Below are 11,666 nucleotides of genomic sequence, written 5' to 3' on the forward strand. Positions count from 1 at the left end.
CCCCTCGCCCTTCCTCTATCACCTCGATCTGCCGGGGTTCGCGCTGATCGGCTCAAGCCCCGAGATCCTCGTCCGCGCGCGCGACGGCGAGGTGACGATCCGCCCGATCGCGGGCACCCGTCCGCGCGGCCGCACCGCGAGCGAGGACGAGGCGAACCGCGCCAGCCTGCTCGCCGACCCCAAGGAGCGCGCCGAGCATCTGATGCTGCTCGATCTCGGCCGCAACGACGTCGGCCGCGTCGCCGCCGCCGGCAGCGTGACGGTGACCGACAGCTATATGGTCGAATTCTACAGCCATGTGATGCACATCGTGTCGAACGTCGTCGGCCGGCTCGATCCGGCGCATGACGCGATCGACGCGTTGCTCGCGGGTTTCCCGGCGGGGACGGTGAGCGGCGCGCCCAAGGTCCGCGCATGCCAGATCATCGCCGAGCTCGAGCCCGAGCGCCGCGGCGCCTATGCCGGCGGCGTCGGCTATTTCTCCCCCGACGGCTCGATGGATTCGTGCATCGTGCTGCGCACCGCGGTGGTGAAGGACGGGACGATCCATATGCAGGCAGGCGCCGGTATCGTCGCCGATTCGGACCCGGTCTATGAGCAGCGCGAATGCGAGGCCAAGGCGAGCGCGCTGATCGCCGCCGCGCGCGAGGCAATCGCGCAGGCCAGCGCGGCGGGCTTCGGGCAGTAGCCCGGCTTTACTTTGCTCCCCACCCGCTTGCTTCTCCCCTCCCTTGAACAAGGTAGGGGTCGGGGGTGGGTTGGCTCGAGGGGCACCGGATCGCACGCCTCATACCCACCCACCGCCAGTTCCTCCCTTCACCAGGGAGGGGAGGAGGAAGGCGGCAAGGCCAGGCTCACCCGCCCGGCGTGATCTCGATCAGTTCCGCCTTTGCGTCGAAATGCGGGGCCGGGATCAGCAGCCGCCAGCGCTTCTCGCCGACGCGATCGACATAAGCGATGATGTTGCGCTGATCGTCGACGCCATAGGTAAGCGGCAGCCGCTCATCGCCCAGCTCGAGCGTGCCGAGGAAGACCCCCCGCCCCGGCGGCCCGGGAAACAGCCGGCCGATCGGGCGTTGCGTCCCGTCGTCGATCGCGAACCAGGTTTCGCCGCTGTCCTGCCCGACGCTGCATTTGGCGGACGGCAAGGCGACATAATCGCGGTTCACCTGATGCGCGGCGCCGAGCTTGACGATCCGGCAGCGATATGTGCCGACCGGCGGCAAAGGATTGTCGAGCGACCGATCGGGATCGAACAGATCGGCATCGGCGGCGATCTCGCTCGCCCCGCCGCCGGCCTTGGCCTCGTCGAGCGCCGCGAGCCACGACACCCGCCAGTTGCGCAGCCGCTCGCGATCGGCGGCGGTGGCGGCGCGGCGCCACGCCACTTCGGCCGTGCGGCATTCGGGGGTGGCGTTGAGATTCTTCGCGCCGCCCTCGACCGGCACGACCTCCGCCGCCCCGGCCTGACACGCCACCAGCGCGGCAAGCGCGATCAATATCGCCATTCGGCCCCTCTTTGGTTCAGGCGCACATCCACCCGCATGCTTACGCCGCGGTCCAGCCGCCGTCGACCGACAGATTCGCGCCCGTGATCTGCGATGCCTCGTCGCGGCACAGGAACACCGCCAGCGCCGCGACCTGCTCGGGGGTGACGAACTGCTTGGTCGGCTGGGCATCGAGCAGCACGTCGTTGACCACCTGCTCGCGCGTCATATTGCGCGCCTTCATCGTATCGGGGATCTGGTTTTCGACCAGCGGGGTCCAGACATAGCCCGGCGAGATGCAATTGACCGTGATCCCGGCGGTCGCGGTTTCCAGCGCCACCGTCTTGGTCAGCCCGGCGATGCCATGCTTGGCCGCGACATAGGCCGATTTGTTGGGGCTGGCGACGAGGCTATGCGCCGAGGCGGTGGAGATGATCCGGCCCCATTTCTTCTCGCGCATATAGGGCACCGCGGCGTGCATCATGTGGAACGCGCTGGTCAGGTTGATCGCGATGATCGCGTCCCATTTCTCGGTCGGGAACTGATCGACCGGCGCAACATATTGGATGCCGGCATTGTTGACGATGATGTCCGGCCCGCCGAGCGTATCGTGTGCGCGGACGATCATCGCCGCGATCTGATCGGGCTTGGTCATGTCCGCCGCGTCGTACAGCGCCTGCGCACCGCTCAGCGCAGCGAGCCCGGCACGCTCCTGCTCGATCGCCGCCGCATCGCCGAAGCCGTTGATCACCACCGCGGCGCCCTCGGCGGCGAACGCCTTGGCGATCGACAGCCCGATGCCCGAGGTCGATCCGGTGATGACCGCGCTCTTGCCCTTCAGAAACATCATTTGCTCCTATCGCGTCATGTCGAAGGCCGCGGTGCGGCCGGTGAGGATGTTTTCGGCGACCAGCTCGGCATTGGCCATCGTCGCCTCCACCGCCGCCTGGCCGGCGGCCCAATGCTCGCGCATCGTGCGGGTCGAAAATTCGAAATCGCGCGCGCCGCCCTCCCACGCATTGGCGCGATAGATCAGGTGGACGAGGCTGACCGGCTGTTCCGCCGCGACCTTCGTCAGCGCCTTGACCTCCGGGTCGTCGTGCAGGTCCGCGGGGAGCTTGGCGAGCACCTTGCGCACCAGCTCGCGTTCCTTGCGCTGACGCAGCAGCTGATCGGTGATCTGGCGGGTGCGGCTGGAGAAAGTGATCTCCTTGGCGCGCGCGAGCACGTCCATGATCGTGCGCGGGCGCTTGTCCGCGGCGGAGAACAGATCGACCTGGAAGACGATCATCGCCTCGCGCTGATTGTCGAGCACATGCTGGAGCGGAGTGTTGGAAACCAGCCCGCCGTCCCAATAGAGATTGCCGTCGATCTCGACCGGCGGCAGCCCGGGCGGCAACGCGCCCGAGGCCATGATGTGCGGCGCGTCGATCCACTCCTCCCTGGTATCGAAATAGCGGAAATTGCCGCTTTCCAGGTCGACCGCGCCGACCGACAGCCGAACCGGGCCGCGATTGAGCAGTTCCCAGTCGACCAGTTCGTCGAGCGTCTGCTGCAACGGCCGCGAATCATAGAAGCTCAGCGCCTCGGGCGTGCCGGGCACCGCCATGAACGGGGGGATGAAGCGCGGGCCGAAGAACCCCGGCACCCCGGCCATCGCGACGAACCCGGCGGACCATTCGTGGACGAATTCGCGCACCATATCGTCGGGCAGGATCGGGAAGCTCGGCAGCCAGCTCGTCGCCTGATCCCAGAATCGCCGCAGCCGCTCCACCCGCCGCTCGGGCGGGTTACCGGCGATGATCGCGGCATTGACCGCGCCGATCGAGATCCCCGCCACCCAATCGGGCTCGATCGCCGCGGCGGACAGCGCCTCGATCACTCCTGCCTGATAGCTGCCGAGCGCGCCGCCGCCCTGCAGCACCAGCGCCACCGTATCGGGCAGGGGCAGCGCCTTGGCGCGGCGGCGGCGTGGTTCGACATCGGCCATCGCCCGCGTTCCTGCACGTCGCCGCGCGCGCGATCAAGCGCGCCCCTTGCAACCGTGGGTTCAATTCGCGCATTTGGGCGACGGACCTTCAACCGAACGGGGGGCAGCGCGATGCGGCTCGACGATTTCGATCCGAACATCAATGTCGAAGATCAGCGCGGCGAGAATTTCGGCGGCAGCAATTTCGGCGGCGGCGGTGGCGGGATGCTGCTCGGGCTGTTGCCGCTGATCGGCAGCCGCTTCGGCTGCGGCGGGATCGTCGTGGTGCTCCTGCTGCTCGCGGTGTTCGGCGGGCTCGGCAATCTCGGCGGGATGCTCGGCGGCGGGACGAGCACCGGCGGGGCGCCGCAGGTGCAGACCGGGCGCCACAGCGCGGGCGGCGGCGCGACCGCGGCCTGCTCGGTCGATGCGTCGAGTCGCTCGGCGTGCAACGCGTTCAGCTCGGCGGACAAGACCTGGTCGGCGATCTTCGCGCAATCGGGGCAGCGCTTCGCCCAGCCCAAGCTCGTCTTCTATTCGGGGCTCGGGCAATCGGGGTGCGGCGCGGCGCAATCGGCGATGGGCCCGTTCTATTGCCCGACCGATCAGGGCATCTATCTCGACACCAGCTTCTTCCGGGAACTCCAGGACCGTTTCCACGCCGCCGGTGATTTCGCGCAGGATTATGTGATCGCGCACGAATTCGGCCATCATATCCAGAATCTGCTCGGCACCTCCGATCAGGTCCGCCGCCAGCAGGCGCGCGCGAGCGAAGCCGAGGGCAACCATCTTTCGGTGCGGCTGGAATTGCAGGCCGATTGCTTTGCCGGGGTGTGGGCGGCGCAGAACCGCAACCGGCTCGATCCGGGCGACGTCGAGGAAGGCATGACCGCCGCGCAGGCGATCGGCGACGATACGCTGCAAAAGGAAGCGCAGGGCCGCGTCGTGCCCGACAGCTTCACCCACGGCACCTCGGCGCAGCGCCAGGCGTGGCTCAAACGCGGGCTCGACAGCGGCGATCCGGCGCAATGCGACACGTTTTCGGGGGCGATCTGAGGGGTCGGGATATGGCTCCTTCCTCTAACATCACCGCGTAACCTACGGTAATTCAGTCATACTTCAGCCTCCCTTGTGCTCCCGCGAAGGCCGGAGCCCAGGCCGTGTCGCCGCCTTGGGTCCCATCAAAGTCTTACTTTGATGGATGCCCTTCGCGGGGACACAGGGGAGTTCAACACAAGGGAGGTCGAGCGCCGCCTACCCCCTTCGTCATCCCGGCCTTGAGCCGGGATCCACCGGGAGGCAGGCGCAGGGCAAGAGGGGCCTGCTGTAAAGCTCGCGGCACGATGGACCCCGGCTCAAGGCGGGGGTGACGCCGGTTGTGGAAAATGCCCGGTATACAGACACGCAGAAGCGACGCTCGCTCAAATCCAGCAGAGACTGCCCGGCCCGCTCACCCCTCCACCCGTGCGGTCCAGATCCACGCCGCTGCGGGGAAGGTCACCGCCCCGTCGCGTTCGCGCTCGGCGAGAAACGCGCGCAGCCGTTCGCGCACCGGCGCGCGCTGCGCCGGCTCGATCGCGGCAAGCAATCGCGCGGCCGGGCCGATGCGCTGGAAGAAATGGAGCGCCCGCTCGACCGCGTTCACACCCTCCCCCGCGCGATAGGCATAGTCGGCGAGTTGCGGGGCCGGCGCGGAAAATCCTGCTTGTTCGAGTAGCCCGCGGACAAAGTGCGGATCGGAAAAGGCGAACGGTCCCGGGATATAGGCGCCGTCCGGCGACGGTGCAGGCGCCGCCGCGCCGGCGGCGACCGCAATCTCCTCCGCCCAAGGGTTGCGCGCGATCGCGGCGAAGCACGAGAAGACCAGCGCACCGCCCGGCCGGATCGCGCTGCCGATCGCGCGGAACGCCGCTGCGGGATCGTCGAAGAACATCACCCCGTGCCGCGAGAAAGCGAGGTCGAAACGGTCCGCGCCGTGCGTTGCCTCGGCGAAATCGACCACGTTGGCCGAACGATAATCGAGATTGGCGATGCCCCTGGCACGCTCCCGCGCGACCGCGACGAGCTGCTCGGAGAGATCGACCCCGACGATCGACAGCCCCGGTCGCGCCGCAGCAAGCGCCAGTGACGTCACCCCCGCCCCGCATCCGATATCGAGCGCGCGTCCGCTCGACGGTGCCGCGGCGGCGATCGCCGCGTCAAGCGGCGCGGCGAGCCCGGCGAAGCTCATGTCGGTCAGCCGCCATTCCTCGGCCCAGGTATTGCCGACCCTGCCCTGCCATTCCTGCGCATTGGTCATCGACCATCCCCTCCCCAGCGCTTGACGATCGACGATACACGGTGCGCCGAAACACGAAAGGCCCGCTCCGTCAGTGGAGCGGGCCTTCCCGGTTGTTGCGACGGCTTACGACGCCGCTCAGCTAAATTCCTCGAACAGATCGGTGCCGATCAGACGTCATCCTGATCCGACTGGCCGACCATCAATTCCTCGCTCAGCCCCTCGGTGCGTGAGCGGATCGCGCGCTCGAGCCGTTCGGCCATTTCGGGATTGTCGCGCAGGAACTGCTTGGCGTTCTCGCGCCCCTGCCCGATCCGCACGCTGTCGTAGCTGAACCACGAGCCCGATTTCTCGACCAGTCCGGCCTTGACGCCGAGATCGAGCACTTCGCCCATCTTCGACACGCCTTCGCCGAACATGATGTCGAACTCGACCTGCTTGAACGGCGGGGCGACCTTGTTCTTCACCACCTTGACGCGGACGGTGTTGCCGATCGCCTCGTCGCGATCCTTGACCGAGCCGGTGCGCCGGATGTCGAGCCGGACCGAGGCGTAGAATTTGAGCGCATTGCCGCCGGTCGTCGTTTCGGGCGAGCCGTACATCACCCCGATCTTCATGCGGATCTGGTTGATGAAGATGACGAGACAGCGCGAGCGGCTGATCGTACCGGTCAGCTTACGCAGCGCCTGGCTCATCAGCCGCGCCTGCAGGCCGACATGGCTGTCGCCCATCTCGCCCTCGATTTCGGCGCGCGGCACCAGCGCGGCGACCGAGTCGACGATCAGCACGTCGATCGCATTCGAGCGTACCAGCGTATCAACGATCTCCAACGCCTGTTCGCCGGTATCGGGCTGCGATACGATCAGTTCGTCGATGTTGACGCCGAGCTTCTTGGCATAGACCGGATCGAGCGCATGTTCCGCGTCGACGAACGCCGCGGTGCCGCCAGCCTTCTGCGCCTCGGCGATCGCGTGGAGCGCCAGCGTCGTCTTGCCCGAGCTTTCCGGCCCGTAGATTTCGACGATGCGCCCGCGCGGCAGCCCGCCGACGCCGAGCGCGATATCCAGCCCGAGGCTGCCGGTGGAGATCGTCTCCACCTTCAGAATCTCGCGCTGGCCGAGTTTCATCGCCGAGCCTTTGCCGAAAGCCCGGTCGATCTGCGCCAATGCGGCGTCGAGCGCCTTCTGACGGTCTGCGTTCGCGATTGCCATGCCGTTATCGATCACCTTGAGGTTGGCGGCCATTGTGGAGCCCTCGTCGCTAGACCAAGCGCGTGAACCATTCAACGCGTCGCCGTGTTAGTATCCGATTTGTTCCACATGAACAAGAGGGGAACAAAAATTTCCTTCAACCCGTGAAAATCACGCCAATTCGCTGGCCAGCCACCACCAGCCGGGGTGTTCCGCGCCGATCGCCGCCGCCGCGGAACGCGCATCGGCCGGCGCGTCGAACAAGGCGAAACAGGTCGCGCCGGAGCCCGACATGCGCACCAGTCGCGCGTTCGCCAGTGCCTCCAGCGCGCCGAGCACCGTCGCGATCTCGGGCGCGGCGGCGACCGCGGGCGCGGTGAGGTCGTTGCGATCTTCCGCCGGATCGCCGGTGATCGCGCCGCGATCCACCCCGTCCCAGCCGGCGAACACCCGCGCGGTCGACACCGCGACGCGGGGGTTGACCAGCAACACCCCCCTGCCCGCCAGCCCGTCGACGACGCGCAGCTCGTCGCCGCGCCCCTCGCCGATCGCGCTTTTGCCGAGCAGGCAGGCAGGGACGTCCGCGCCGAGCCGCGCGGCGATCCCGAACAGCCGCGACTCGTCCGGCGCGACATCGTGCCACCGCGCAAGCGCGCGCAATGTCGCCGCCGCATCGGCCGAACCGCCGCCGATCCCCGAGGCGATCGGCAGGTTCTTCTCCAGCTCGATCGCGCACGGCGCTGCAACGCCGAACGCCGCCCGGAACGCATCGCGCGCGCGCGTGACGAGATTATCGCCCTCCGCCGCCAGCGTCGCGCCGAACGGCCCGGTGATCGCAAACGTATCGGCCACGGCCGGCGCCAGCCTGATCACATCGCCGTCGCGACAGAAAGCGAACAGGGTTTCGAGATCGTGATAGCCGTCCGCACGTCGCCGGCGGACGTGCAGCGCCAGATTGAGCTTGGCCGGCGCCAGCTCGACAATCGTACCGTCGTTCACAGGCCGTCGGCGATCTTGGTCGCGAGACGATCCCGGTCCTTGGCGTCGGCCACCACCTGCGCCGCGCGCCACGCATAGCGCGCTTCGTAGCGGCGTCCGGCGGCCCAATAGGCATCGCCGAGATGCTCGCCAATCTCGGCATTGTCGGGCGAGGCCTGCGCGGCGCGTTCGAGCAGCGGCAAAGCCTTGGCGACATTGCCGGTGCGATACCACGCCCAGCCGAGCGAATCGGTGATCGCCGCATCAGTCGGGCGCAGCGCGCTGGCGCGTTCGAGCAACGCCAGCGCCTTAGGCACGTCGCCGCCGTGGGTCACATCGCCATAGCCGAGATAGTTGAGCACCGCGGGCTCGTCGGGCGCGATCGATTGTGCGCGGAGCAATGCGGTGCGTGCCGCCGGCCAGTCCCCGCCGCCGTCGAGCGACGCGGCATATTGCAGCCACGGCTCCCACCGCACCGTCGCTGTGGGGCGATCGAGCAGCCGGCGATAGACCGGCGCGGCCTCCTTCGGCCGGTTGGCGGCGAGCAACAGGTCGCCGAGCGTGGCGAGCGCGACATCGGGCGCGTCCTGCGGCTGGGCGAGCGGCGCGGCGATCGCGATCGCGTCGTCGTAGCGCTCCACCCCGGCGAGGATCGCGATCCGCGCGGCATTGGCGGTGGCGGCATAGACCCCCGCCTTGTCGACCCCGTCGAGCACCGCAAGCGCACGATCGGTGCGGTCCAGCCGCGACAGCGCGTCGGCGAGCAGCAGCCGCGCGCGATCGTTGCCCGGCTCGGCGCGCAGCGCGGCGCGCGACAGCGCGATCGACATCGGCCCCGGATCGCCCGCGGCGAGATCGTCCGCCAGCCGCACGAACAGCACCGCCGCGCCGAACGCGAGCGAGGGCTTCGCCGCCGGCAGCCGGTCGTACAAAGCGGCGAGCGGCGATGCCGGGCCGCCGAGCATCGCGCGTGCGCGCTCGTCCTGCCCTGCGCCGCGCAGCAACCGCGCCGCCGCGATGCGCAGGTCGATCGCGGCCTGGTCGTTGCCGAGCACGGCGCGCAGCGCGGCGACGCCATCGTCATATCGACCGCGCGCGATCAGCAGCAGCGCACGGCTTTCCTCATCGAGCCGCCGCGCGACCGAATCGCGCGGGCGCTGCGCGAGCACGTCGAGCGCGTCGCCGCCACGCTCCTGCATCGCCCAGGCGCGCAGCGGCGCGGCGAGAATCACGAGTTGCCCGCCCGCGAGCCGGTCGATCGCGGCATTGGCGGCGGCGAGATCGCGTGCGCGCGCGGCCGCACCGAGCGACACCAGCGCGGCATCGGGGGGCGCGGCGCCCTGCGCGGCCAGCGTGGCGATTGCGCGATCGAGCAGCCGATCGTCCCCCACCACCAGCGCCTCACGATAGGCGTGGAGCGCCACCTCGCTATTCCCCGGGGTATCGGCCAGCGCGGCGGCATAGCGCCGCACCGCTTCCGATCCGTCGCCGTCCGCATCGTCGGCGCGCGCCGCGAGATAGGCGAGCAGCCCGCTCTCGGCCGTGCGCGACACCGCGAGCGCCGGTGTCGCGGCGGCGATGCCCATACTCAGGGCGAGCAACGCATTCCTGGCGACTGTTTGGAGGCTACGATCCACGTTATTCCTTCCACCCCGGCGAAGGCCGGGATCCAGCATCGGGCCGGTGGCAACTGGACCCCGGCCTGCGCCGGGGTGGAGCATCCCTAGCGGGAAAGGCGTCGTCCGTACGCCACTCACATGTTGGGATAATTCGGGCCACCGCCACCCTCTGGCACGACCCAGGTGATATTCTGGGTCGGGTCCTTGATGTCACACGTCTTGCAGTGGACGCAATTCTGCGCGTTGATCACGAAGCGCGGATTGCCTTCCTCCTCGCCGACGATCTCATAAACGCCCGCCGGGCAATAACGCTGCGCCGGCTCGTCGAACATCGGCAGATCGTAATCGACCGGGATCGACGGGTCCTTGAGCGTCAGATGGACCGGCTGATCTTCCTCGTGATTGGTGTTCGACAGGAACACCGAGGAGAGCCGGTCGAAGGTCAGCACGCCGTCGGGCTTGGGATAATCGATCTTCGGGACGAGATCCTTGCGCCACAAGGTCTCGTTGTCCGGGTGGTGGTGCATCGTGAACGGCACCTTGATCCCGAAATATTCGAGCCACATCGTGATGCCGGCAAGCCCCGATCCCATGAACTCGCCGAATTTTTTGACCAGCGGGACGACGTTGCGGACGATCGACAGCTCTTTCTTCACCCAGCTCTGCTCGAACGCCGCGGGATAGGCAGTCAGCTCGTCGAGCTCGCGTTGCGAGACGATCGCCTCGACCGCCGCCTCGGCCGCCATCATCCCGGATTTCATCGCGGTATGCGTGCCCTTGATCCGCGGCACGTTGAGGAAGCCGGCGCAATCGCCGATCAGCGCGCCACCGGGGAAGGTCAACTTGGGGATCGATTGCAGCCCGCCGTCGCTGATCGCGCGCGCGCCATAGCTGACGCGCTTGCCGCCCTTGAGCAGCGCGGCGACCTGCGGGTGGGTCTTCCAGCGCTGCATCTCCTGGAACGGCGAGAGATGCGGGTTGGTGTAGTTGAGCCAGGTGACGAAGCCGATGCTGAGCTGGCCGTTCGCCTGGTGATAGATCCAGCCGCCGCCGCTCGACCCGTCGGTCTCCGAAAGCGGCCAGCCCTGGGTGTGGATCACCCGCCCCGGCTCGTGCAGCGCGGGATCGATATCCCACAATTCCTTGATCCCCAGGCCATAGACCTGCGGATCGCTATCCGCATCGAGATCGAACTGACGGATCAGCTGCTTGGTCAGATGCCCGCGGCATCCTTCCGAAAAGAAGGTATATTTTGCGTGGAGCTCGAGCCCCGGCTGGTAATCGGGCTTATGCTCGCCGTCGCGCGCGACCCCCATGTCGCCGGTCGCGACGCCCTTCACCCGGCCCTGTTCGTCGTAGAGAATCTCCGCCGCGGCGAAGCCGGGGAAGATCTCCACGCCGAGCTCGCCCGCCTTCTCGGCCAGCCAGCGGCACAGATTGCCGAGCGACCCGGTGTAGGTGCCCTTGTTGTGCATGAACGGCGGGGTAAGGAAATGCGGCATGTCGAACTTGCGGCCGCGCGTCAGGATCCAGTGCAGATTCTCGCGCACCGGCACCTCGGCCAGCGGGCAGCCGTCGTCGCGCCACGTCGGGAGCAATTCGTCGAGGCTGCGCGGATCGATCACCGCACCCGACAGGATATGCGCGCCGACTTCCGAGCCCTTTTCCAGCACGCAGACCGAAATCTCCGCCTCTTTCTCGGCGGCGAGTTGCTTCAGCCGGATCGCCGCGCTGAGCCCCGCGGGGCCTGCACCGACGATCACCACGTCATAAGGCATCGATTCGCGTTCGCTCATCATATTCTCCCGTGCCCCCGACACTCCCGTGTTCCCATCCGGGCGCGATCCGACAACGACTTGTCCCCGAACGGCTCTCACGGCAATTGACCCGCGCGTCAACGCCAATCCTAATAGACGCGATGGGGGCTGAGCAGATTTTCGACTGGAACAAGGCAGCGGCGAGCACGCTGGAATGGTGGCAGGCCGCCGGGGTCGACATGCTCGCGAGCGACGAGCCGTTCGACTGGCTGGCCGCGCCCGAGCCCGAAGCGGAACCGCGCGTCGCGGAGCAGCGCATGCCCGAGCGGCGCGGCGAGGCACCCGCTGCGCCCGCCGTCGCCGTCGCACGCGCGCCGCTCGTCCTCCC

The 11,666-nt window shown here is 68.1% G+C and carries 10 protein-coding genes and 1 pseudogene; 3 read left to right on the forward strand and 8 right to left on the reverse strand.

Annotation, left to right across the window (positions count from 1 at the left end; genetic code table 11):
- The coding region (locus BGN95_RS11695) for an anthranilate synthase component I family protein (RefSeq protein ID WP_286772683.1) at positions 1-688 on the forward strand (688 nt) is incomplete at its 5' end.
- A 166-nt stretch (positions 689-854) separates the two neighbouring features.
- On the opposite strand, the gene BGN95_RS11700 is transcribed toward BGN95_RS11695, so the two are convergent.
- Genes BGN95_RS11700 through BGN95_RS11710 form a run of 3 tightly spaced genes read right to left on the reverse strand, consistent with a single transcriptional unit; the run spans position 855 to position 3,477 of the window.
- A complete protein-coding gene (locus BGN95_RS11700) occupies positions 855-1,508 on the reverse strand; it encodes a DUF4893 domain-containing protein (RefSeq protein WP_286772684.1) in 654 nt (217 codons plus the stop codon).
- A gap of 40 nt (positions 1,509-1,548) precedes the next feature.
- Entirely contained in the window at positions 1,549-2,334 is a 786-nt protein-coding gene (locus BGN95_RS11705) for a 3-hydroxybutyrate dehydrogenase (protein ID WP_265269184.1), read from the reverse strand.
- Positions 2,335-2,343: 9 nt separating this feature from the next.
- Positions 2,344-3,477, reverse strand: a complete 1,134-nt coding sequence (locus BGN95_RS11710; RefSeq protein ID WP_286772685.1) for a patatin-like phospholipase family protein — start codon at positions 3,475-3,477, stop codon at positions 2,344-2,346.
- Positions 3,478-3,588: 111 nt separating this feature from the next.
- Here BGN95_RS11710 and ypfJ point away from each other — a divergent pair, with 111 nt between their 5' ends.
- Entirely contained in the window at positions 3,589-4,512 is a 924-nt protein-coding gene (ypfJ, locus tag BGN95_RS11715) for a KPN_02809 family neutral zinc metallopeptidase (protein WP_179511467.1), read from the forward strand.
- Between the two features lie 394 nt (positions 4,513-4,906).
- On the opposite strand, the gene BGN95_RS11720 is transcribed toward ypfJ, so the two are convergent.
- The 5 genes from BGN95_RS11720 to BGN95_RS11740 all read right to left on the reverse strand — a co-directional run bounded on the left by BGN95_RS11720 (position 4,907) and on the right by BGN95_RS11740 (position 11,317).
- Positions 4,907-5,755, reverse strand: coding sequence for a class I SAM-dependent methyltransferase (locus BGN95_RS11720; RefSeq protein WP_286772686.1), 849 nt, complete (start codon positions 5,753-5,755; stop codon positions 4,907-4,909).
- A gap of 149 nt (positions 5,756-5,904) precedes the next feature.
- Complete coding sequence (gene recA / locus BGN95_RS11725) at positions 5,905-6,978, reverse strand: recombinase RecA (RefSeq protein WP_179511465.1); 1,074 nt, start codon at positions 6,976-6,978, stop codon at positions 5,905-5,907.
- A 117-nt stretch (positions 6,979-7,095) separates the two neighbouring features.
- Complete coding sequence (locus BGN95_RS11730) at positions 7,096-7,923, reverse strand: 4-(cytidine 5'-diphospho)-2-C-methyl-D-erythritol kinase (protein WP_179511464.1); 828 nt, start codon at positions 7,921-7,923, stop codon at positions 7,096-7,098.
- The gene (locus BGN95_RS11735) at positions 7,920-9,503 is read right to left on the reverse strand and encodes a tetratricopeptide repeat protein (RefSeq protein WP_265311964.1); all 1,584 of its coding nucleotides are present in this window, start codon (positions 9,501-9,503) and stop codon (positions 7,920-7,922) included. The genes BGN95_RS11730 and BGN95_RS11735 overlap by 4 nt, the downstream gene beginning before the upstream one ends.
- A 152-nt stretch (positions 9,504-9,655) precedes the next feature.
- A complete protein-coding gene (locus BGN95_RS11740; protein WP_286772687.1) occupies positions 9,656-11,317 on the reverse strand; it encodes an electron transfer flavoprotein-ubiquinone oxidoreductase in 1,662 nt (553 codons plus the stop codon).
- Positions 11,318-11,439: 122 nt separating this feature from the next.
- Here BGN95_RS11740 and BGN95_RS11745 point away from each other — a divergent pair.
- Positions 11,440-11,666 (forward strand): annotated as a pseudogene (locus tag BGN95_RS11745) (uracil-DNA glycosylase family protein); the annotation flags it as partial.

The organism is Sphingomonas sp. 66-10, assembly GCF_001897045.1.
Classification (GTDB): domain Bacteria; phylum Pseudomonadota; class Alphaproteobacteria; order Sphingomonadales; family Sphingomonadaceae; genus Sphingomonas; species Sphingomonas lycopersici.

Bases quoted from the DNA above. Each gene is read 5' to 3' on its own strand.
- BGN95_RS11700 (WP_286772684.1), bottom strand. From the start codon at position 1,508: ATGGCGATATTGATCGCGCTTGCCGCGCTGGTGGCGTGTCAGGCCGGG.
- BGN95_RS11705 (WP_265269184.1), bottom strand. From the start codon at position 2,334: ATGTTTCTGAAGGGCAAGAGCGCGGTCATCACCGGATCGACCTCGGGC.
- BGN95_RS11710 (WP_286772685.1), bottom strand. From the start codon at position 3,477: ATGGCCGATGTCGAACCACGCCGCCGCCGCGCCAAGGCGCTGCCCCTG.
- ypfJ (WP_179511467.1), top strand. From the start codon at position 3,589: ATGCGGCTCGACGATTTCGATCCGAACATCAATGTCGAAGATCAGCGC.
- BGN95_RS11720 (WP_286772686.1), bottom strand. From the start codon at position 5,755: ATGACCAATGCGCAGGAATGGCAGGGCAGGGTCGGCAATACCTGGGCC.
- recA (WP_179511465.1), bottom strand. From the start codon at position 6,978: ATGGCCGCCAACCTCAAGGTGATCGATAACGGCATGGCAATCGCGAAC.
- BGN95_RS11740 (WP_286772687.1), bottom strand. From the start codon at position 11,317: ATGAGCGAACGCGAATCGATGCCTTATGACGTGGTGATCGTCGGTGCA.